We start from the raw sequence: 22,732 nt of genomic DNA on the forward strand, positions 1-22,732 counted from the left end.
TAAGTCTTCCAGACGCTGTTTTTGGTGCCTGTACTTTTTTTGTTTTGCGGAAAAGGATAAAGAAAAAAGACCCTCTCAGATTGAGACGGCCATTCATCTATCCGTTGCATCCAGATACGCGTGCTGTCGGGTGTTCGCGATCCCGTCTTGGGCGTTCGCCCGACAGATCGGGCTTTTGTCCGGTTTCCGGTATGCTCCGCTCTTCGATTGCCCGACAGTTGCCCGAAATCTTGACCCATACAGAAAAAAGGAGATGCCTCCTGTAAGACACCTCCTTTTGCCGCTGCCGGGCAGCGGCTATGCATTTTTTTTGGTTGATTCCCTGATCAGCAGCTCGTTGTCCAACGTCTGAATCATGGCGACTTCTCTTTCCGATATCAATTCCATCAGGATTTTCGCGGCCAATTCGCCAGACTCCTGGAAAGGGTAGTGCACGGTCGTGATGCGCGGGTAGACCGCTTCGGTGATCTCGTAGCCGCCGAAGCCCGCCAAGGAAAGCTGATCCGGTATTTCGATCTGCAGTTCGTGGGCCGCGCGCATGATTCCGATAGCGATGTTGTCGGTCGCGCCGATCACGAAAGTCGCTTGCGATTGCGGCAGGGTTTCCAGCGCCTTTTCGTAGGCGTCCTTCATGGCAAAGCTGGTCTTGACGAAAGTGTAGTCGATGTCGTGGCCTGCGAATGCCTGCTCGATGCCGTTGCGCCGGGTCACCCCGACCGCCTTGTCGGATTCGTCGACCCCGAAGACGAGAATGTTCCGGTGCCCGTTCGCCACCGCATAGGATCCGACCGAGAAACCCGCTTTCTCGTCATCATGGATGATGCAGTGGAAAGCGGGATGCGATTGCCCGACGATGACGACGGGGACATCGGCCTCTTTGAAGGCCTTCACGTGAGCCGGCGTGATCGCCGCCGCAAAGAAGACGATGCCGTCGACGCGCTGCTTCGCCAGCGTCGAGATGGCTTCGATCTCGCGCTCGCGGCTCTGGTCCGCATTCGTGATCAACAGTTGGTTTTTCGATAGGCGCAGACTGTTCTCCAGACCGCGCAACGCTTCGTTCGTCGCAAAGGAGTTCAGGCGCGGAATGATCGTCCCGATCATATGCGTGCGTTTCGCTTTCAGGCTCTGGGCAAATTTGTTCGGTTTGTAGTCATGTTCGGCGACGATTTCATCGAGTTTCGCTTTTGTTTTTTCGCTCACCGCTCCGCCGTTCAGGTAGCGCGAGACAGTGCTCTTCGCCACGCCGGCAAGCTTGGCGATATCATTGATGGTGACCATTGCTGGCGTCCACCCCTTTCTTGTCCTGCATAACGGACTTTGTTCCGTATCCGTATACAAATCGGTTCTCTGCTTTTGATTATACAGATGTGCGGGGTCAGCCGCAACGGACCGATAGAGAAAAATGCGGATCAGTTTTTCTTGGATTTTGCGCCAGCTCCGAGGAAGCCGGCTTGGCCGGAGTTGGCTCCGCATCCCGAGCCTCAGCTCCGGGGAGAGAATGCTGGCCGGAGATGGGTGCGAGCGCGGAGGCTGTCCTCCGACGAACCAACGCTAGTCGGAGGTGGCATCGTCCTGAGATCGCCTCCTCCGGCGAAGGCACTGCTCATCGGAGCTGACTCTTTCCTCCGGTGAACGACCCTCTCACCGGAGTTGCGGTTGCCGGTATCGATTGTCCTCCGGGGAGGAGAGCCTTATCGGAGCTGAGGCGGAATGTTTTCGGTCTGCTCCGGCGAGCGCGGGCTTCGCCGGAGCTGGCCTCGGATTATCGCATTATCGACTCTTTATCCGATCCCCGCCCACCCCCATCAACCGCAAAAAATCCGCACGCTGCCGCGGACAGCCGGCAGAATGCGGAAAGTTCTTCAGTTATTCGGATGGTTTCTCTTCTTTTGGCTTGCGGCGCGCGCCTTTGTTTTTCTGGTCCTTGGAGCGGACTTTTTTCTTTTTGGCTTTTTTGGTGAACGATTCCTTCACCGCTTCTTCCTCTTTCAAAACAGCTTTTTTCTGGATTTTGGCTGCTTTGGCTGCGGCCGGTTTTTGCGCATCGCGGATGGCGGCGCGTTCTTCGCGGCTCGGCAGCTGGTCGACGAGTTCGCCGCCGTAGATGAAGAATTCCTTCACTTCATCCGGATGCGGTGCGAAGCGTTTGATGTCGCGGCTGTTGCGGTCGTTCACGAGCGACAGCACGATGCCTTTTTTGCCCATCCGGCCCGTGCGTCCGGAGCGGTGCAGGTAGGTTTCCTTCGAAAGCGGCAGATCATAATGGATGACGTACGGCAGATCCTGGATGTCGATTCCTCGGGCGGAAACGTCCGTCGTCAAGAGGAACGTCACGTTGCCTTTGCGGAATTCATCCATCGCGCCCTTGCGCTGGGCTTTGCCGTAATCGCTGTGCAGCATGCGGACGTTGATGCCCTCGAACTGCAATTTTTGCGCCAAATAATCGAGCTCCTGCGTGGCGTTCACGAAAACGAGCGCCTGCATGCCTTCCAGGTTGCCCAAGCGGCGCAGCATTTCCGGCCGCTTCCGCGTCGGCGCCTCGATATAGCCATGGATCGTCTGATCCATGAATCGGCCTTCCTTGGTCGTGTCGAACCAAAGCGGCTCGGTATTGAACCATTTCTGGATATCCTGCAGGTTTTCGCTGTTGGTGGCCGAAAAGAAACCCATCTGGCGGGAACCCGGCATTTTTTTGATCAGATCGCGCAAAGCTCCCAGATGCTCTTCCTGCAGCAGATAATCTGCTTCATCGAAGATGACCGTTTTGATGTTGTGCAGTTTCAATTTTTTCTGGTTGGCTAATTCCAGCAAGCGTCCCGGTGTGCCGACGACGATTTCCGGTTTCTCCTTCAGCTTGTCGATCTGACGGCTCACGTTCGCGCCGCCGATGATCACTTGCGCGCTCAAGTCCTTCAGGGAACCCCATTCGGACAGGACGTGCCCTACTTGGTGCGCCAACTCCTGCGATGGCACGAGCACCAACAGCTGCAACTCTTTGTTGGCTTCCGTCTTCTGCAGCAACGGAATGGCGTAGGCCAATGTTTTGCCTGTGCCGGTCGGCGAAAGTCCGACTACGTCATTTCCCTCCAGTAAAGGTTTGAAAACATTCTCCTGGATCGGCGTCGGCAGTTGAAACCCCATTTCGAGCCAGTATTTTTCGAATGGCATCGCCATTTCTTCCATCATCATCATTTGTTTCCTCATTTCTTGTAATGCAGTCGTTTTTGCGCTGCGGTGCTTGCCTCATGCGGGGCCAGCGGTACGTGTGCTACGCTAAATCCGCCGGGTAGACGATGCCGGCCTTTTTGCGCAGGGCTTCTATTGTCCGGTTGACGTCTCGGCTGATCTGCGTCCAGCGTTCGTAGTCTTCTATAGTATCAGGATTTTCCGGATCGTTCAAGACGCGCGCGAAGGCACGGACCTCGTCATCCATGAAATGTCCGGAGGCTTTTTCGGCCAATTGGTAGCGCTCCTCGCTCTCGCCGTCCACCAATTCGACTGATTGGATCAGGTTGACGCCATCGAGGATCAGCGTTTTTTTGCCGCTGTAGATTTCCGAAGCCGCGAAGGAGTTGTAAATTTTCGCAGCGTGCAGGCTGACGTTGAAATACGGATATTTCAGCAGCGCCGTGCCGGCTCCGTCCACGCCCGTCTGGACTTTCTTGGCCGCATACTCCACATCATCGGGCATACCGAACCAAGCGATGGCGGCGTACAGCAGGTAGACGCCCAAATCGGCGAGCGCCCCGCCGGAAAAAGCGAGCGAGAAGATGTTCGGTTCTTCGCCGGCCAAAACTTGGTCGTAGCGGGAGGAATACTTGGCGTAAGTGAAGCTGGCGCCGTCGATTTCGCCCAACTTGGCGATTTCGTTTCCGACCAGCGCGAAGTTCGGTTCATGTAGGTGGCGGGCGGCTTCAAACAGGAAGACGTTGTTGGCTTTGGCGGCTGCGAAGGCCGCTTCCCATTCGCGGCTGTTCGAGAAGATCGGCTTCTCGACGATGAGGTGCTTTTTGTTTGCGATGGCCAACATGGCTTGTTCGAAATGGAGGCTGTTCGGCGATGCGATGTAGATGGCGTCCAATTCCTCCAAGGCTGTGAATTTTTCCAAGTCCGTGACGAAAATATCCGCGCCGTAGCCTTCCCCGAAGCTTTGGGCGGTGAACTGGTTGCGGCTGTAGACCGCCTTTATTTCGAATTGTCCGGATGCTTTTGCCGCTGTAGCGAATTCGTGCGCGATGCTGCTCGTTCCGATGATACCTAATCTGATCATGGCTGTATCCCCTCATTCATGGTTGTCTTTGAAACATTCTATTCTTATTCTACACTAATCCAGGTCGGATTGCTTATTGACAGCCATTTTTTTGGAGCAAAAAAGCATCCCGTTGCGGATGGGATGCTTGCTGTTGGCATTATAGGCTTTGTTTTTCCGCCCGTTTCAATTCTTGGCGCTGCTTTTGGCGTTTCTTCTTCTCGGCTTCCGTCAGCGGCGCATAATCCTGCAGATCCGGCAGGGCGCCGACGGACACTTCCCACAGGTAGAGGCTCGCGACCGACCCGTACGGTGCGTAACGCCGTTTGTACTTCTGGAAAAGCTGCTTCGTGATCTTGCGGTGATGGTAGATCATCCGCAGACCGCGATGGATGGCGAGGTCGTCCCAACTCAGCACGTCCTGACGGCCCATCGAAAAAATCAGCAGCATCTCTGCCGTCCATTTGCCGATGCCGCGCAGCTGCGACAGTTCGGTGATGACTTCCTCGTCGGATTTGCCTTTCAGCGCCTCCAGATCGCATTCTCCGGAAAGGACTTTTTCGGCTGCCTCGCGGATATAGGTCGCTTTGCGCGTCGACAAGCCGCACTGTTGGATCACTTCGACACTCGCTCGGCAAATATTTTCCGGCGTGATCGCTCCGAAAGCGGCGAGCATCCTTTTCCAGACCGTCTCCTGGGCCTTCATGGAAATCTGCTGGCCGACGATATTGTTGACGAGCGCCGAAAACAGATCCGCGTCGATCGGCCGTTCGATCGGCCCAATCCGGTCGATGATTTCGCCCAATAGCGGATCTTTCGCCTTCAGATGGCGGACCGCTTCTTCATCATAATAAAAATTCATGTGCTCCACCCTTGTTCTGCATATTTACAGATATTATAGCATTTTTTTGTGTTTTTTTGTCGACAGTTGCGTGCGCTCTCGACATTACGGAATGCCTTCCTGGGCTGATGCCCGACAGAAGATCGATCTGTCGGGTGTTTTGCGGTTTTCGGTAATCGTTTTGTCGACATATGGGCAATCTCTCGACAAGACGCACCAAGTAATCGCCGGAACAACCGACGAACAAAAAAGAAAAGCTGGGGACCCGCAGGCCCCCAGCTCTGATTTGACCGGTATTATTTGATGCCGTGAGTGTCAACCCCGATTCGCTTGCCGAGGTTGTGGTCTTGGTGACCCCTTACGAAGTTGCTGTCTTTCTTGATGCGCGTGATTCTTTCCAATTCTTCATCCGTCAGGTTGAAGTCGAACAGTTCAAGGTTTTCTTTCATGCGGTCGGCATCCTTCGTTTTCGGAATCGGAATAAGATCGCGCTGAACGGCCCATTTCAGAATGATCTGCGCCGGTGTTTTGTTGTATTTTTCAGCGATTTTCAGGACTTTCCCGTCTTCCAATGCTCTGCCCTTAGCCAGCGGGCTGTAGGCCATCGTTACGATGTTGTTGTCGTAGCCGAAATCGTCGACTTCTTCCATCAGATGGAACGGATTAATCTCCAATTGGTTCACGACCGGTTTGATGCGGGAAGTCGCCAATAAGCCCTTCAGATCTCCGCGAGTGAAGTTGGAAACACCGATACTGCGGACGATTCCGGAATCCTTGGCTTCTTCCAAAGCTTTCCAAGTGTCCGCCGTTACGGCTTCATCATTGCTTGGGAAGTGGATCAGGAACAGATCGATGTATTTCAGTCCAAGACGGTCGTAGCTGGCACGAATCGCGTCTGTTGCTTTTTCATAGCCCATATCGTCTTTGCCGAGTTTGGTCACGACGAAAATATCCTCGCGGGAAATGCCGGCATTGATTGCTTTATTGATACCGCGGCCCACGCCGACTTCGTTGTCGTACATGCTGCCTGTGTCGATCAGGCGGTAACCGCGCATGATGGCCATGAAGACCATTTCTTCCGCTTCAGCATCGCTCACATTCCAAGTTCCGTATCCGATTCCTGGGATTGTAAAACCATCATTCAAAGGCATTCTGTCCATTAAGCTCTTCACCATGATAACCCACACTCCTTCTACTTATTTCCTTAAGTGTAACGCAATTCCGCCAGAAACACAAAAATTATTAATGCGCTTTCATAACAAACTGAAGGAAAATCACTCCTCCCCTTCCGGAACGGTATCGTGCGTCAATGTTACGACGACCATTTCTGGACGGTTGTTGATGCGGAACGGGAAAGACGAGCCGCCGATGCCGCGGCTGACGACCAGTTTCTTATCCGGATCCGTCGGCAGCAGATAGACGCCCTCGGTATGTTGCGGCATCCGGCCCTGTCCAGGCGCAAACAATCCGCCGACTTTCGGGATACGGATTTGGCCGCCATGCGCATGCCCGGCGAACGTGACGTCGGCTGATTTTTCCGGATCGGTATGGTACTTCAGAAAATGTTCAGGACGGTGCGCCAGCAACAACCGCGTCTGGCCCTGCCAATCCTTTCTTAGCCTGATTTTTTTCAGGAAGTCCTTCGTGATTTTCTGAATGGCCGAACTCTTGTCGCTCAAACCCATGATGACGATGGGCTTCCTGCCCTTGGCCACGACACTGATCGCCTCATCGTCCAATAAGCGGATTCCGTTTTTTTTGTACAGATCCACCGCGATGTGGAACATCGGCGAATGGCGGTCGTGGTTCCCGGTGATGGCATAGGTCGGCGCAATCGCCGCCAATTTACGGAACAGCTTTTCCGCCACCGTTGGATCAAAGAGCGCTTCGCCTTGGATCTGGTCGCCTGTCAAAAAGATGAAATCCGGCTCGGCCGCCTTGGTCATGTCGATCAGCTTGTTCAGATTGATTTTCTCTTTCGGCAAATGGATATCGGAAAGCTGGACGATCTTCAACCCTTCATTTTCCGGCGCCAGATGCTTGACCGGAATCGTATACTCGGTTTTCTGGATCCAGGTGTTTTGGAGATGCAGATAAGCCGCTGTGCCCGCCAAAACGGCAGTCTTCAGCAGGCTTTTGTTTTTTATGTTCATATTGATCATCCTTTGTGAAACCCTATTGTTACCTTTATTCTAATGCTTTCGGGCGCGTCCGTCAAAACAAAACGGCTGAGGATGCACTGAGCGGATCCCCCGAAAAAGCGTAACAATATTGCTCAATACCATAAAAATCGGTGTATCTTACTTCCTATTTAACAGTTTGCGTGTTATGTTTAATATATGGATATTACTCTTCAACATTATAACATCAATATGGAAGGAATGAATCTATGCGTATATTTACAGAAAAATTGAGGGAAGTACTGCAGTCAGTGCTTCCGATCACCCTGCTTGTCGTCCTGCTCCACTTCACATTGACCCCGCTTGAAACGGTGGACCTGCAAAGGTTCCTGTTCGGTGCATTTTTGATCATCATCGGTTTGTCCGTTTTCCTCTTCGGCGTGGACATCGGCATCACGCCGATCGGGAAATTCCTCGGGAAAGGCTTGGCCCGCAGCAACAGCATGAAATACGTACTCGGGATGGGGCTTGTGCTCGGCTTTTTCATCTCGATCGCGGAACCAGATCTGCACATTTTGGCCGCGCAGGTTTCCGAGGTCACGAACGGCATGTATCCGAAAAATCTGCTGTTGGTCGTCGTTTCTGTCGGAATCGCCGTGCTGCTGACGCTCGGCCTCTTCCGGATCGTTTACCGTTATCCGCTCAACAAGGCCTTCACGTTCCTCTATCTCGCCATTTTCGGCTTGGCCTACTTCAGCACCAACGACCTGTTCGCCATCGCTTTTGACGCATCGGGTTCGACGACCGGCGCTTTGACCGTCCCCTTCATGTTGGCTTTGGCGGTCGGGGTGGCTTCCCTGAACCGGCGGACGCAATCCGCGGAGGAAGACAGTTTCGGCCTGGTGGGGATCGCTTCAACCGGCGCCATTTTGGCCGTCTTGATTCTGGGCTTGTTCGTCCGTTCCGATGAACCGCTCTCGGGCTCGATTCCAGCCAGTGCTGCCACGGTAACCGATTGGTTTGCACCATTCCTGCACGAACTGCCGAAAATCGCCGGCGAGATTTCATTGGCCGTTTCACCCATTCTGATCATTTTCGTCCTGAATCATGCGTTTTTTGCTGACGAGAAGCTCTCCAAACGCGCTTTCCGGCGCATTTTCCTTGGGATGGCCTACCTCTTTGTCGGCTTGGTGCTTTTCCTGACAGGCGTGAATGCCGGTTTCATGGAAGTCGGCCGCAAACTTGGCATGCTGATTGCGGGGATGGAAAGCTCGATTCCGGTCCTCCTTGTCGGCTTCGTCCTGGGCGTTCTGGTCATTTTGGCGGAACCTGCCGTATATGTGTTGACTCATCAAATAGAAGATGTTACAACAGGTTATGTGAAACGCGGTATTGTGCTGGGATTCCTGTCGATCGGAGTCGGGCTCGCTGTCCTCTTGTCGGTCGTGCGTGTGCTCGTTCCCTGGCTGCAATTATGGCACTATCTCGTCCCCGGCTACCTGATCATCATCGCCCTCTCCTACAAAGTGCCGAGCCTCTTCGTCGGGATCGCCTTCGATGCGGGCGGCGTCGCTTCGGGTCCGATGACGGCCACTTTCATCCTGGCATTCATTCAAGGCGTGGCGGAAATCACGCCGCACGCCAATGTCCTCTTGGAGGGCTTCGGGATGATCGCAATGGTGGCGATGATGCCGATCATTTCGCTGCAATTATTGGGCGCCATTTACCAGCGCAACAGTGTAAAGGAGGGTCTTTAATTGACCGAAAAAATTGAAAACGCACGATTCTACGACGTCATCTTTGTCGTCGTCAACATCGGCAAAGCCAGCCGCGTGCTTGAAGAAGCGAAGAAATGCGGCATCACCGGCGGGACCATCATGCATGGCTCCGGCACGGTTTCCAGCACCCTTTTGCGCACAATCGGTTTTTATGAAGTGAAAAAGGAAATCCTCTTCATGGTCTGCGCGCGCGAAAAGACGCAGGCTGCCATCGAACACATCAGCTCGCTCTTCCATTTCGAGCTGCCGAACCGCGGCATCCTGTTCACCAGTCCGGTTTCGCACCTGCTGGGCACGCACGGCGAACGCCTGCATCTGCACGAGCAGGGTGCCCATCCGTTGATGGCCGATCACGAAGTCTTCTTCACGATCGTCGCTGCCGGATCGGGTGATGAAGTCGTCGAAGCGGCGGCTGCGGCAGGCGCACGCGGCGGCACTCTCTTCCATGGCACCGGCGCTTTTGCGGATCAATGCCGTAAAGCGTTCGGGATCGAACTCGACAGCGGCAAGGACATCATCATGAACCTGGTCAGCGCCGATGTCGCTTCCGCGGTGGAGGCCGCCATCGCCGAGCGGATGCAGCTGGATGTGCCCGGCAACGGCTTCCTGTTCAGTTTCGATGCCGAAAATGTGCACGGGGTCCGTTAAAGACAATACGGCTGCTGGTCAAATACACAAGAAACCAGGTTGGCATTCGATGCCGATCCGGTTTTTTTGTGTACTTGAGCAGCGATTCCCGAATGCTGCTTGGATATTCGCTAATTTTGCCTCGCGCTGAAGTCAAATTCCCGAATGACACTTGGACATTCGAGAATCGCGCCCCACGCCGGTGTCAAATTCTCGAATGTTCCGCGGATATTCGATGATTCCCTTCCCGACTGAGGCGAAATTTCCGGATGTGCCTCCCTTCATTTCCAGTATCTTTTGTTGCATATTGCCACGGCTGTTCTCCACTTCACAAACTGTTTTCCAAACTGTAGCAACATTCGCAGCGATCCTGCTGATTTTTATGAGAAAACATGCGAATTTTGTTCAATCTTTTTAATGAAACTCATTTATAACAGCTTATAGAACTGTATTATTTTTATGGATAAAACGGTTGCTTTCAGTCCGGATACGTGCTATCTTATGTCTAGTTCATATTCGAGGAAAAAAGGAGAGGTTTCACGGATGGTTAAGAAAAAGAGAGTTTGGTTTGGCGGTTTGACGGCATTATTGGGTTTGACTTTGGCGGCCTGCGGGAGCGGCGAAACAGCCGACAGCAGTGCGACTGATACAGCAGCTTTAACTGATTCAGAAACAGCATGGGACAAGATCGAGGAAGCCGGCGTGCTGAAGGCAGCCACTTCCGGTACGCTTTACCCTAATTCCTATCACGACAAGGAAACCGACGAATTGACCGGTTACGAAGTCGAGATTCTCCGCGAAGTCGCTGAACGCATCGGCGTGGAAGTGGAGTTCACCGAGATGGGCGTTGACGGCATGCTTACTTCCGTAAACAGCGGCGCCGTGGATGTTGCAGCATTCGGGATCGACCGCAACGGCGAAAATGCCGACAAATACAATTACACGACCCCTTACAAATATTCATTCGGAGCCATGGTTGTCCGTGCATCCGACAACTCCGGCATCGAATCGTTGGAAGATCTGAAAGGCAAGATTGCTGCCGGTGCGGCAACAACAACATACATGAAAGTTGCGCGTTACTTCGGCGCGGAAGAAAAAATCTATGACAACGCGACAAATGACATGTACTTGTCTGATGTGGCGAACGGACGTACCGACGTGATCCTGAACGACTACTACGCTCAGAAATTGGCTACTGCCGCTTTGCCGGACATCCCTGTAAAAGTGCATGACATTTTCTACAACCCGTCCGAAACCAATTTCTCGATCAAAAAAGGCAACGACGAATTGACCGACAAGTTCAATGCTGCTTTGGAAGAAATGCGTGAAGATGGCACTTTGGCGGAATTATCCAAACAATTCTATGACGGCGCGGACGTGACTGTGCAGATCGAATATGACTTCCCTGTCATCGACGTAAGCGGAATGTAGTAGGAACAGAAAGGTGGACAAGACATGTCAGGCATCCAATGGCAGTATATCTTCAATCCGGAATTGGCTCTCGACAGCCTGCCGTACGTCCTGCAAGGGATGGGCTATACGCTCGGAATCGCGTTGACCAGCATGGTGAATGGCACGTTGCTTGGCTTTGTCCTTGCCCTTCTGCAGCTGGCCAAGTTCAAACCTTTGCGCTGGCTGGCGCGCCTCTACATCTCCTTCATGCGGGGAACACCGACTTTGGTCATTCTGTTCCTGCTCTACTTCGGCTTTCCGTTCATCGGCATCCAGTTCACGGCGGTCACGGCGGCCATCATCGGCTTCAGCATGAGTTCGGCCGCCTACAGCGCGGAAATCATCCGTTCCTCATTGAATTCCGTCAATTACGGCCAATGGGAAGCGGCTTATGCCTTGGGGCTGAAATGGTCGTTCATCATGCGCAAAGTCATCGTGCCGCAAGCGCTGCGGATCGCGATCCCGCCGATGAGCAACGTACTTTTGGACCTGATCAAAGGTTCGTCCCTGGCGGCGATGATCACCGTTCCGGAAATGTTCCAGAACGCCAAGATCGTCGGCGGCCGCGAGTTCGACTACATGACCATGTACATCCTGGTCGCGCTCATCTACTGGGCGATCTGCAGCATCTTCGCTATGTTCCAGACACGCATCGAAAAGAAACTGTCTTTGTATGTGGAATGACACAAGCAACGTTGTATGCTGATACAGGAAACAGGAAAGGCCCCCGACGAATCACAACATTCGTCAAGGGGCCTTTCCTGTTTTTGGGGCTTGGTCAGTTGTGCTCCGGGGAACCGGACGCTCGCCGGAGGTCGGTGTCCTTTTGCAGGTTGAACTCCGGGGAAGCACGGTTCCCCGGAGAACAGCACTTTGCGGCGCTCATTTCCTCCGGGGAAGAAGCCGCTCGCCGGAGAACGGCGCTTTGCGGCGCTTCTGTCCTCCGGCGGCAATCGGGACAGGAACAATCCGGCAGTTGTCTGCCATTCCAAAAAGGAACCCATTAAAATCAACTAAACGCAAAAAGCAGGCTGTTACGGGCCTGCTTTTTGCGTTTATTGGAAGCCGGAGTCGGAGGCCGTCTTCCTTCTCTATTTATCGTTTCACTCGGAATAGCATCATCAGAAAAGCTTATTTGATCTTGTTGCGCAAGACCATCGGCAGAATGCCTTTGTTGCGGTAATAGTCGATTTCGATTTCGGAATCCAACCGTGCAATGGCTTGGAATGTTTTTTCCGTTCCATCGGCTGCTTTGGCGGTTACCGTAATCACTTCATTCGGTTTCACATCATCCGAAATGGCGATTGCGTACTCTTCCAAGCCTGTCAATCCCAGCGTATCCGCATCTTCGCCTTTGAGGAATTCAAGCGGCAGCGCACCCACCATGATCAGGTTGGAGCGGTGGATCCGTTCGAAACTCTTGGCGATGACCGCATCAACACCCAACAGTCTGGCGCCTTTTGCTGCCCAGTCACGGGAAGAGCCCATTCCGTAATCGTCTCCGGCCAAGATGACCAATCCGGTGCCATCCTCTTTGTATTTCACGCTGGCATCGAAAATCGGCATGATTTCATTGGTCGGCACATATTTCGTGTAGCCGCCCTCCAAGCCGTCCGCCAACGCATTTCTCAGACGGATATTCGAGAAGGTTCCGCGTACCATCACTTCATGATGGCCCCGGCGGCTGCCGTATGAGTTGAAGTCTTTCGGTTTCACGCCACGCTCCATCAGATATTTTCCGGCAGGAGACTTCATAGCGATCGCTCCAACCGGCGAAATATGGTCGGTTGTTATCGAATCCTGGAACTTGCCCAATACGCGCAGTCCTTTCAGAGTCGCGATCGGTTCAGTCTCCAATTGGAAGTTTTCGAAGTATGGCGGATTTGCGATATAGGTTGAATCGGCATCCCAATCGTAGACAGGTTTGTCCACTGATTCGATTTTGTTCCATAGATCGTTCGAATCAAAGACGGAACGGTATTCTTCCTTGAACATATCCGCAAGGACGCTTTCGTTCACAACTTTTTGGACTTCTTCATTGCTCGGCAAGATGTCCTTCAAGTAGACAGGTTGCCCTTCTTTGTCCGTACCGATCGGATCAGTGGCCAGATTCACTTTGACATTACCCGCCAAAGCATAGGCGATGACCAAGTGCGGCGCTGCCAGATAACCGGCTTTCACTTCCGCATGGATACGGCCTTCAAAGTTGCGGTTACCGCTCAAGACAGCCGAAAGGAGGATGTTGCCTTCTTTGGCGGCTTCACTGACTTCCGGTCTCAGCGGGCCGGAGTTCCCCACGCAGGTCATGCAGCCGTAGCCGATGATATTGAAGCCCAATGCTTCAAGGTAAGGCAATAAGCCTGATTTTTCGTAATAACGGGCGGTGACTTTCGAACCCGGAGACATCGACGTTTTGACGTAGCGTTTCACGGATAAGCCTTTTTCAACCGCATTTTTGGCCAATAAAGCAGCGCTCAGCATCAGGTAAGGGTTGCTTGTATTCGTACAGCTGGTGATGGCAGCGATGGTCACCGCTCCATTTTCCATTTCTTCCTGATAGCCATCTTCATAGGTGATCGTTACTTTGTTGTCGATATCGGCTGCATCCAATCCATAGCCTTGGTTCCCCATCGGTGCCGAGTAGGCTTCGATGAATTTATCGCTGACATCGGACAGTTTCACCAAGTCCTGCGGTCTTTTCGGTCCGGCCAAGCTCGGTTCCACTGTAGACAGGTCGATTTCGATCAGTTCGGAATAAACCGGTTCGATCGCATCGTTATAGAACAGGTTGTTCGCTTTGACATAAGCTTCAATCTGGTCCACTTTGGCGTTTTTTCTGCCGGTGAAGCGCAGGTAGCCCAAAGTTTCAGCATCGACCGGGAAGAAGCCGCAAGTCGCTCCGTATTCCGGTGCCATGTTGGCGATGACCGATCTGTCGGCGATCGTCAGGTTTTTCAGGCCTTCACCGAAATATTCGACGAATTTTCCGACAACTTTTTGCTCGCGCAACACTTGGGTCATTTTCAAAGCCAAGTCGGTTGCTGTTGCGCCGTTTTCAAGCTTGCCGGTGAAGCGTACGCCTACGACATCCGGCATCTGCAGGTAGCATGGTTGTCCCAGCATGCCCGCTTCTGCTTCGATGCCGCCGACGCCCCAGCCAAGGACACCTAAAGCGTTGATCATTGTTGTATGCGAGTCGGTCCCGACCAAAGTGTCCGGGTAAAGAATGGTTTGCCCATCGACTTCGGCTTCCTTGACGACATCCGCCAAATATTCCAGATTGACCTGATGGACGATCCCTGTCGCTGGCGGCACCACGCTGAAGGAATCAAATGATTTTTCCGCCCAGCTGAAGAACTCATAGCGCTCACGGTTGCGATCGAACTCGATTTCCGCATTCATCCGGAAGGCATCATTGAAACCGGAATAATCGACCTGAACGGAGTGGTCGATGACCAAGTCCACCGGGATATCCGGATTGATGATCGCGGAATCTTTGCCCAACTTATCAGTCACATAACGCAAAGCAGCCAAGTCCACGATGGCCGCCCCGCCCGTCAAATCCTGCAGGATGACACGGGATGGTTTGAATGGAATCTCTGTTTTCACTTCATTGATTGGCTTCCAATTAGCCAAGGACAATACATGGTTTTCGGTGATGACTTTGCCGTCCTCTTGGCGCAACAGGTTTTCCAGCAAGACACGGATGGAATAAGGCAATTTGGCGATCGTCACTTGTCCGTTTTCCAGTGATTTCAGATCGTAGTACTTGTACTCCTGGCCGTTAGCGGTGATGGTTTTCATTGATTTTTGTTTGCTGTTCATAATACCTCTCCAATTTTTGAATTCTTGTATTTACTTAAGCTGATTGTATCCCTATAATGAACATAAATGAAATATATATTATTTATACAAACCATAATCAAAACTTATGATAAGGGGATGATTTTATGGAAATGAAAGACATCGAATACGTGAAGGCAATCCATGACTGCGGCAATTTGACGCGGGCAGCGGAATCGCTTTACATTTCGCAACCTTCCTTGAGCATGTACATCAAAAACATGCAGGCCCGATTAGGATTCACAGTCTTCAACCAGATCGGAAAAAAATATGAACTGACTTTCCTGGGCGAACGTTTTCTTGCTGCCGGAATCGAGATTTTGCGCATGCGCGAGAATTTCTACGATGAAGCTGCCCATATACTGGACAACAAAATCGGCCGCCTGCGCGTTTCCATCCCATTTATGCGCGGCTCCTACCTGGCTCCGGACATCTTGCCGAAATTTAATGAAATCTATCCGAACATCGAAGTCGAGCTGATCGAGGAGTCTTCAAAGGTTGTCGAAGAGAAGATCAACAACGGGGAAGCGGACATCGCCATCATGAACATGCCCCACCATGCGTTGAATCTGGACTACGAGGTCATCAAATCGGAAGAGATCCTGTTGGCTGTGCCTTCGGGGCATCCCTGCATCGACAAAGGATCGCCCAATCCGAACAGCAGCTATCCTTCCATCGACCTGCATCTGTTCAAGCAGGATCGGTTCATTCTGCATTTCCCGGATCAGCGCACCGGCCAGATCGCCGAAGCGATCTTCGCGGAGCAGCATTTCGTTCCTAATAAAGTGACGCACACGCGCAATATCGAGACGGCCGTCAATCTGACAATGACCGGATATGGCATCTCTTTCCTGAACGAGACCCATATCCGTCATTTGAAATTCGGCAATGCGCCGCGCTTTTTCTCTTTCGAAGGCAAACCGCATTATGCGGACATGATCGTGGCTTACCGCAAAGGCCGCAAGCTTCCGCCCTATGTCCGTACTCTGATCAATCTTTGCCGCGAAGTCGTTTGATGCCTAATTGAACAAGAACGGCAACGGAATCGCACCGATCAGAATAGCGATGATGGTTTGAATCGCGAAGCTCGGAAGACCCCATTTCATGTATTCTTTCGAGTAATCGCCAAAGCTGACTTCTGTTCTGTCAACCAAAACATAAAGGAAGGCCACTAATGGACTTGCAAAACGGATGGCTTGACCCATCAAGGAAGCGACACCGATTTCAGTCGGCGTTGCGCCGTATTGATAAGCGATTGGTGCCAATACCGGCAGGATACCGAAGTAGAAAGCGTCATTTGGCAAGAAGAACAATCCTGGTAAAGAAATCAAAGCCAGGAAGAATGGAATGTAGGCACCCATAGTTTCCGGAATCATGCCAGCCATTTGTTGCGCGATGGCTGTGCTCATGCCGCTGCCGTTCAGAACACCCATGATGATACCGGCACCGTATACCAAGCTAACTGGACCTAATGCTTCTCCACCATTTGCGAGCAGACGGGAAGACTGCAGATTCAGATCTCTGTAGTTGACCAGCAACGCGATGGCTGTACCTAGCACGAACAGGATACCGCCGTTGATGATGTCCATGATCAACATTGTCATGATTGCCACAGTAAGCAAGAAGTTGAACCAAATCAATTTAGGGCGTTTCAAATGCGCATCTTTTTCGTTGATTTCTTTGATGATGTGTTCCAAGTCGCTGTCATGGATGATGCCGCTGCCTTGAACGTAGCCCAGACGTGCGCGCTCTTTTTTACCATAGTAGTAGCACATATACAATGCCAGCATAGATGCGCCGATCATACCTGGGATAACGGGTACGAAGAATTCTTTCGGTGTCAAGTTCAGCACCGGCATCGCACGCGCCATCGGGCCACTCCAAGGGACCAGGTTCATTACCGAGTTACAGAATCCGATGATGACCGCCAAGTAGAGCTGGTTCATCTTCATTTTTTTGAAAAGCGTCAGAACCGCTGTCGTTACGATCAACACAGTAGTTGTCCCGTCACCATCCAGCGACACGATCAAAGAGATAACACCAGTAGCGACACAAATCTTCATTGGATCGCCTTTTGCCCATTTGATCATCTTCGTAGCCAATGGATCGAACAGACCGACGTCCAACATAACCGAGAAGAAAAGGATGGCGAACAACAATAACGTGATCGTTGGGGCTACACCTTTACCGATGAGTGTTTTATTCTCATCAAGCGAGTAATACAACCCTCCAAAAATCCAATCAAACACTTCCAAAAGTGGTGTTCCACTTATAAATGCTGCGGCTAAACCAAAAACGACGGGAACTAAAATTAATGCTGCAAAAGGTGACATTTTTCTTGCCAATAACAAAACCATGAAGGTAATGATCATTCCATAGCCTAACAATGCTAACATTTTCACACTTCCTATTCTTTGTGTTATTTCTATCCTTTATAGAAGACTTTGCCGACCATGATTTTTCTTGCGGTCCGGTGGCTTGATACGGATTCGATTTTTATCTTTCCATCTTCATTTTTGTACTTCATGGCTACCGAAATGAGGCCATCGCTGTGCCCAAGCACGAGCTCGTTCTTGACATTTTCGTTCCCCAATACTTCATTCGGGATTGTGCCCGGGATCGCGCAGGCTGCCGCTGTGCACAGTGCTCCTGTCAAAGCAATCGTTTTGTGGGCTTTCTGCATGCTCATCATGCGGATGGAAAGGTCATATTCGTTGCCGGCGATTTCTTTGCCGCTGTCTGTAGTGAAGGTTTGCGCTGCTGACACGATCGTCATTTTCGGCACTCCCGGCGTCACCGTAGCGGCTTCTTCCCAGTTGTCGGCCAAGCCCATCTTCACGGCTGCCGCTCCCCTGATTTTTTCCAACAACACCAGATTGGCCGGATCGGCATCGATCATGGCAGCTGTTTCGGTTCCTTTAAATCCGATTTCTTCTGCTTTCACATACACCAGCGGATTTGCCGCATCGACGATCGACACCTCGACATCACCGTAATTATCGATTTTCAGCATGTCTTTGGTTTGCCCTGTCGGCAACAGTTTACCGGTGAAGGAACCTTCCGGATTCAAAAATTCCAATTCGATTTTCGAGCCCGTTCCGGGAACACCGGAAATGCTGAAGTCCCCTTCATAAGTAATTTCTCCGTTAGGCGTAGGAATATGCTCGTGAATAATTTTCTTTGTGTTTGTATTATATACCCGCACAGTCGTGATAGGCGCGCTAATTTCAACCAAGTGATTTTCAAGCGCGAAAACGCCGACAGCGGATGAGATGTTCCCGCAGTTTCCTGCGTAGGAGACAAACGGCTTATCGATCTGGACTTGTGCAAACGTATAATTGATATCCCAATCTTCGGTTGTTTCTTTTGAAATGATTGCGACTTTACTGGTCGTGGAGACCGCTCCACCAAGGCCGTCGATCTGGCGTTGATCCGGGCTGCCCATGACTTTTAAGAGTATCTGGTCACGTTCCTCTTTATTTTCCGGTAAATCTTCTTCCATAATGAATGCACCTTTGCTTGTGCCGCCGCGGAAGATGCTGCATTGCAATTCTTTAAGCATATCGTCCCTCCAAATGTTTACGTTTTCAAAAATCCATGAACGTGTTGTTACCCAGTTGAATCCTTTCACCAGCAATTTAAGATAGGCTGCAGTCCTACTGATTGCTCATCGCTCAACTTGATATCTGAAGTATAAATTCTGGCTAACCAAATATCCAATCAATCATTTTTATCTGAATCATAGGTTTAACTTATGATGATAACAGATACAATCATGGTCATCAGCCTGCTGATTTTCCGCTAGAAGCAACAATTGACTTATTGCGCAGAAATACCCCGTCAAAAGTGTTTTGGCGGGGAAAAATATCCTTTCGCATCAAGAGATTCCCCTTCAAAACCAGCTTGGCGGGGAATTCCGCCATAAACCTAAAGCCACTGTAAAGTACAGAAAGGGCCTGCCTCCGCATGAGACAGACCCTTTCTGTATTTTGTCACTTATTTTTTGGTGCATCAGAATCCACAACAATCCGTATTAAGACGTTTTTCTTGTGACCTTACAGCAGCAATGAGATTAGATTGTCAGCCTCTTATTGAGAATCTGGCCTGTAATTGAGAATCACTTTTTCCATAAAGTCAGATATCCGTTCGGGGTAGACGGATTTTATTAGCAACCTTTGTCTCATGGTTCAGCAAATATTCCTTCAGATGCAGACCGCCGGCATACCCCACCAATTTGCCGTTCGTGCCGATGACGCGGTGGCAAGGGGTGATGATCGAGATCGGGTTGCGGTTGTTGGCCATGCCGATGGCGCGGACGCCTTTCGGGTTTTCGACAGCGATGGCGATTTCCTTGTAGCTGCGCGTCTCGCCGTAAGGGATTTGGCGCAGAGCTTCCCACACTTTCAATTGGAATGTCGTTCCGGCTGCATCCAAAGGCAGATCAAATTCCTGGCGTTCACCGCGGAAGTACTCCTGCAATTGTCGCTCCCCTTCCAAAAGCAGCGGCGTGTCCGCTTCAACCATTTCTCCGGCCGAGATTTCCTTTTCGATACGCGGATCCAGTTCCGATTCAACATGCTCCAGAAACGTGATGCCCTTGCCGTTCTCCGCCAACAGGTATTCCCCGAGCGGCGTTTGGATGTATTTGTATGCTTTCATATGATCAGTCCTTTTTTGAAGTCACAAAATCTCTCTGCTCCATTATACACAGTGGTGGCTTCAACCGGAAGCATCCGCACACTAGCTAGGCTATGAGAGGTCTTTTGAAATGACTTTACAAACAGAAAAAGTAATATATAATTTACGTATAAGGAACATATATATTACACAGTAAGGAGACTGTCAAGTGGAAAATTATGTGAAAAAATTCAGAACAGAGAAAAACCTTTCACAAAAAGAACTTGCAGACTATGCGGGGATTACAAGGCAAACCTTAAGTCTTATAGAAAAATACGAGTACAACCCTTCGCTCAAACTCTGTCTAAAAATTTGCTATGCCCTCAACAAAACATTGGATGACGTTTTTTGGATCGAACAATCGGAAGGAGAAACAGAAGATGAAAAAAATTAAAGATGAACGACTTATCCTGAGGAATTTAATGAACATACGCATTGCTTGGGCAGTTCAAAACTTAACGATCATGATTTTTCTGGCTTATCAAGTTATGAAATCACAGGATACAAGCGGTGTCTTTAATTATGGTAATCCGCTTTGGGCAATCTTCATGATTGGTGCTTACACGCTAGTTGTTCTATCCGTGAACGTCAGTGGTCCTATGGAGGACAAGGAAAAAATGACCCACAAAAAAATTACTTTCATTAGCTTGGGTGTTTTTCTTCTCACGACTATTTTTTTCTATTTTGCAATGCTACAAGTCCATCTGATATTGGCTTTGATCAGTGGGACAATAGTCGGACTTTTTATTTATGGACTGCTTCGATACGCTAATCGCTTCAGATATTAAAAACAATTAATTTTAGATCAATCACCATATACAGAAAAGAGTGGATTCTAATGACTACATTTGACAGCCCCTTGGACAGGCGCGGAAACGGATCGAAAAAATGGGATAAAGATTATATCCAGCGCCGTTTCAAAACAGCTCGGGAGGACATCTATCCCCTGTTCATCGCCGACATGGATTTCCGCCAGGATGAAGCGGTGATGCGAGCTTTCCATGCATTCATCGAGACCGGTGACTTCGGATATTTCGATGTGCTGGACAGCTTCTATGACAATATCCAGGCCTGGTACCGGGATAAGTTGGAGACACCGATCGAAAAAGACTGGATTGTTCCAGCGAACGGGACGATCGCTTCGATGCATTTCGCAGCCGACCTCGTCAGCAACGGCCAGCCGATCATGCTGCTGACGCCGGTCTACGGCGTCTTCAAGGATATCGCGACGCATTTCGGCGGAATGGTGACCGTACCGTTGCTGGAGGCGGATAGCGCCTACCGGATTGATTTCGAGCGGATCGAACAGGAGATCGTGGCCCAAAATGTCGGGACGCTGCTCTTCTGCAACCCGCACAACCCTTCCGGCCGGATATGGTCCTATGAGGAGCTGCAGGCAGTCGTCCAGATCTGCAAAAAGCACGGTGTCACGCTCCTTTCCGACGAAATCCACGGCGAACTGAACCTCTCGGAAAAACCGTTCGTTTCGCTGATTGCATTCATGGAGGAATACGAAGGCATCATCGTGGCCAGTTCACCGAACAAAACCTTCAATTTGTCCGGGTTGACGGCCTCCTATGTGATCATCCGGGATCCGGTGCTGCTGGCAGCCTATCAGCGTGAACTGGCCCGCTTCCACATCACCATCAACCGCGCCGGCATGGCCTTCATCGCGGATGTCTACAAACACGGCCGCGATTGGCATGCCGAGCTGATTGCTTATCTGAAAGGGAATCTGGAGCTGGTGGAAGAACGTTTTGACGGTCTGGAGTTGGAATGGATACGCCCGGACACGGGCTTTCTGGTCTGGATCAGCTTGAACAAAGTCACCGATGTCGACCGGTTTGTTTTGGAATTGGCGCAGCAAACGGGTGTCCTTGTGGAGACCGGAAGCCGTTTTGTGGCGGATTACGGTAACCATATCCGTTTGAATTGCGCAACCAGCCGCGGTTTCCTCGGCGAGGCTCTCGATAAGTTCCGGGATTTCTATCAGCAATATGCAGAATGAATGTTTTGTCGCACGCAAGCGCGCGGGGTGTCCCGCTGCAGCATTTGCGTGCGTTTTTTGTGTTTGGGTATTTATGGCCGCGGCAAGCGAGCGGCTGCTTTGTGGTTTCCTCCGGTGAACGCAGGCTTCGCCGGAGTTCGCCCCGCATTCCGAATTCTCTTCTCCGGGGAAGCGGACATCCCCGGAGGTGGGGCTATCTTTGGTGCGCGCTCCTCCGGACGGCATCCTCTCCCCGGAGCTGATGCCCCCGTCCAGCCGCTGTCCTCCGGCAAGCGGCTGCTTTGTCCTTTCCTCCGGTGAACGCCGGCCTTGCCGGAGTTCGCCCCGCATTCTGAATGCTCTTCTCCGGGGAAGCGGGCCTCATCGGACCTGGGCCATCTTCGGTGCGCGTTCCTCCGGCCGGCATCCCCTCGCCGGAGCTGATGCCGCGTCCGGCCGCTGTCCTCCGGCGAGCGGCGAGCGTGCACACCCCACACCCGTTTCTTATCAAATACTTTCAAGCATCTTCATCATTTCTTCACACACTCGCTCTATAGTAGGTTCACAACATTTCCATAGCCGGACAATCTTTACGATTTGCTTAAGAAAAGTTGAACCGCTTGCACAGAAATCAGTTTTGATTTAGAATAGTTTTACATCACAACTATTATCCGGCAAAGGAGCGGATTTCCAAAATGAAAATTGATTTTTTGAAAAAAGAGATTTGGGATCTGCTGCGGACCATCCAAGTTTCCAAGGATACCGTGATATGTCCGGTCGCAAAAGACTACTGCATCACGCCGCTGCAATTGCGGATTCTGATGGAAGTGAATTTGAGCGAAGATCTGTCACTCAACCAGTTGGCTAAGGTGATGGACATGAACAATGGCAATGTCTCGACCATCTGCAAAAAGCTGGAACAGCTAGGCTATCTGACTCGCGAACGGCGCGCGGACGACGAACGTTTCATCACCCTGAAGCTCTCGCCTGAAGGAGCCAAAATCCTTCAGCAAATGGAGCGGGACATCGAGAGCAAGTACTGCTTGCTGATGGAGGACGTGTCCGAGGAACGGCTCGAAAAAATCGTGGCCGGCATCAAGGAGTTAAAAGCATTGATCGAAGAAATGAACGCACAACAAAGAGAGGATTGAATTAATA

19 protein-coding genes are annotated in these 22,732 nt (G+C 51.2%); 9 read left to right on the top strand and 10 right to left on the bottom strand.

What is annotated here, in order from left to right:
* Nucleotides 1-297: 297 nt before the first annotated feature.
* From BMX58_RS05100 to BMX58_RS05125, 6 genes are all read right to left on the bottom strand, one after another.
* Complete coding sequence (locus tag BMX58_RS05100; RefSeq protein ID WP_068622702.1) at nucleotides 298-1,278, bottom strand: LacI family DNA-binding transcriptional regulator; 981 nt, start codon at nucleotides 1,276-1,278, stop codon at nucleotides 298-300.
* Nucleotides 1,279-1,866: 588 nt separating this feature from the next.
* Nucleotides 1,867-3,192 carry a DEAD/DEAH box helicase gene (locus BMX58_RS05105; RefSeq protein WP_239420544.1) on the bottom strand — a complete coding sequence of 442 codons (1,326 nt, stop codon included), beginning with the start codon at nucleotides 3,190-3,192 and terminating at the stop codon, nucleotides 1,867-1,869.
* Nucleotides 3,193-3,268: 76 nt separating this feature from the next.
* Nucleotides 3,269-4,270 carry a Gfo/Idh/MocA family protein gene (locus BMX58_RS05110; RefSeq protein WP_068622701.1) on the bottom strand — a complete coding sequence of 334 codons (1,002 nt, stop codon included), beginning with the start codon at nucleotides 4,268-4,270 and terminating at the stop codon, nucleotides 3,269-3,271.
* 139 nt (nucleotides 4,271-4,409) lie between these two features.
* A complete protein-coding gene (locus BMX58_RS05115) occupies nucleotides 4,410-5,111 on the bottom strand; it encodes a DNA-3-methyladenine glycosylase family protein (RefSeq protein ID WP_068622700.1) in 702 nt (233 codons plus the stop codon).
* Between the two features lie 275 nt (nucleotides 5,112-5,386).
* Nucleotides 5,387-6,265, bottom strand: coding sequence for an aldo/keto reductase (locus BMX58_RS05120; protein ID WP_068622699.1), 879 nt, complete (start codon nucleotides 6,263-6,265; stop codon nucleotides 5,387-5,389).
* A gap of 99 nt (nucleotides 6,266-6,364) precedes the next feature.
* Entirely contained in the window at nucleotides 6,365-7,243 is an 879-nt protein-coding gene (locus BMX58_RS05125; RefSeq protein ID WP_068622698.1) for a metallophosphoesterase, read from the bottom strand.
* A gap of 236 nt (nucleotides 7,244-7,479) precedes the next feature.
* Here BMX58_RS05125 and BMX58_RS05130 point away from each other — a divergent pair, with 236 nt between their 5' ends.
* The 4 genes from BMX58_RS05130 to BMX58_RS05145 all read left to right on the top strand — a co-directional run bounded on the left by BMX58_RS05130 (nucleotide 7,480) and on the right by BMX58_RS05145 (nucleotide 11,751).
* A complete protein-coding gene (locus BMX58_RS05130) occupies nucleotides 7,480-8,967 on the top strand; it encodes a DUF1538 domain-containing protein (RefSeq protein WP_068622697.1) in 1,488 nt (495 codons plus the stop codon).
* Nucleotides 8,968-9,636, top strand: a complete 669-nt coding sequence (locus BMX58_RS05135) for a P-II family nitrogen regulator (protein ID WP_068622696.1) — start codon at nucleotides 8,968-8,970, stop codon at nucleotides 9,634-9,636.
* 522 nt (nucleotides 9,637-10,158) lie between these two features.
* Nucleotides 10,159-11,046: a transporter substrate-binding domain-containing protein gene (locus BMX58_RS05140; protein WP_068622695.1), complete on the top strand. Its 888-nt coding sequence runs from the start codon at nucleotides 10,159-10,161 to the stop codon at nucleotides 11,044-11,046.
* 24 nt (nucleotides 11,047-11,070) lie between these two features.
* Complete coding sequence (locus BMX58_RS05145; protein WP_068622694.1) at nucleotides 11,071-11,751, top strand: amino acid ABC transporter permease; 681 nt, start codon at nucleotides 11,071-11,073, stop codon at nucleotides 11,749-11,751.
* 447 nt (nucleotides 11,752-12,198) lie between these two features.
* On the opposite strand, the gene acnA is transcribed toward BMX58_RS05145, so the two are convergent.
* Complete coding sequence (gene acnA, locus BMX58_RS05150; RefSeq protein ID WP_084253870.1) at nucleotides 12,199-14,892, bottom strand: aconitate hydratase AcnA; 2,694 nt, start codon at nucleotides 14,890-14,892, stop codon at nucleotides 12,199-12,201.
* Nucleotides 14,893-15,017: 125 nt separating this feature from the next.
* Between acnA and BMX58_RS05155 the strand changes: the two genes are divergently transcribed.
* A complete protein-coding gene (locus tag BMX58_RS05155) occupies nucleotides 15,018-15,926 on the top strand; it encodes a LysR family transcriptional regulator (RefSeq protein ID WP_068622692.1) in 909 nt (302 codons plus the stop codon).
* A 3-nt stretch (nucleotides 15,927-15,929) separates the two neighbouring features.
* On the opposite strand, the gene BMX58_RS05160 is transcribed toward BMX58_RS05155, so the two are convergent.
* The 3 genes from BMX58_RS05160 to BMX58_RS05175 all read right to left on the bottom strand — a co-directional run bounded on the left by BMX58_RS05160 (nucleotide 15,930) and on the right by BMX58_RS05175 (nucleotide 19,569).
* Complete coding sequence (locus tag BMX58_RS05160; RefSeq protein ID WP_068622691.1) at nucleotides 15,930-17,306, bottom strand: CitMHS family transporter; 1,377 nt, start codon at nucleotides 17,304-17,306, stop codon at nucleotides 15,930-15,932.
* Between the two features lie 29 nt (nucleotides 17,307-17,335).
* Nucleotides 17,336-18,472, bottom strand: a complete 1,137-nt coding sequence (locus BMX58_RS05165; RefSeq protein ID WP_068622690.1) for a 2-methylaconitate cis-trans isomerase PrpF family protein — start codon at nucleotides 18,470-18,472, stop codon at nucleotides 17,336-17,338.
* Between the two features lie 572 nt (nucleotides 18,473-19,044).
* Nucleotides 19,045-19,569: a methylated-DNA--[protein]-cysteine S-methyltransferase gene (locus BMX58_RS05175; protein WP_068622688.1), complete on the bottom strand. Its 525-nt coding sequence runs from the start codon at nucleotides 19,567-19,569 to the stop codon at nucleotides 19,045-19,047.
* Nucleotides 19,570-19,756: 187 nt separating this feature from the next.
* Between BMX58_RS05175 and BMX58_RS05180 the strand changes: the two genes are divergently transcribed.
* The 4 genes from BMX58_RS05180 to BMX58_RS05195 all read left to right on the top strand — a co-directional run bounded on the left by BMX58_RS05180 (nucleotide 19,757) and on the right by BMX58_RS05195 (nucleotide 22,725).
* Nucleotides 19,757-19,981 carry a helix-turn-helix transcriptional regulator gene (locus BMX58_RS05180; protein WP_068622687.1) on the top strand — a complete coding sequence of 75 codons (225 nt, stop codon included), beginning with the start codon at nucleotides 19,757-19,759 and terminating at the stop codon, nucleotides 19,979-19,981.
* Complete coding sequence (locus BMX58_RS05185) at nucleotides 19,968-20,375, top strand: hypothetical protein (protein ID WP_068622686.1); 408 nt, start codon at nucleotides 19,968-19,970, stop codon at nucleotides 20,373-20,375. The genes BMX58_RS05180 and BMX58_RS05185 overlap by 14 nt, the downstream gene beginning before the upstream one ends.
* A 50-nt stretch (nucleotides 20,376-20,425) precedes the next feature.
* On the top strand, nucleotides 20,426-21,595 hold the full coding sequence (locus BMX58_RS05190) for a MalY/PatB family protein (protein ID WP_068622685.1): 1,170 nt from the start codon (nucleotides 20,426-20,428) through the stop codon (nucleotides 21,593-21,595).
* A gap of 674 nt (nucleotides 21,596-22,269) precedes the next feature.
* Complete coding sequence (locus BMX58_RS05195) at nucleotides 22,270-22,725, top strand: MarR family winged helix-turn-helix transcriptional regulator (protein WP_068622684.1); 456 nt, start codon at nucleotides 22,270-22,272, stop codon at nucleotides 22,723-22,725.
* The last annotated feature ends 7 nt before the right edge of the window (nucleotides 22,726-22,732 follow it).

This window comes from Trichococcus ilyis, from assembly GCF_900109135.1.
Lineage (GTDB): Bacteria > Bacillota > Bacilli > Lactobacillales > Aerococcaceae > Trichococcus > Trichococcus ilyis.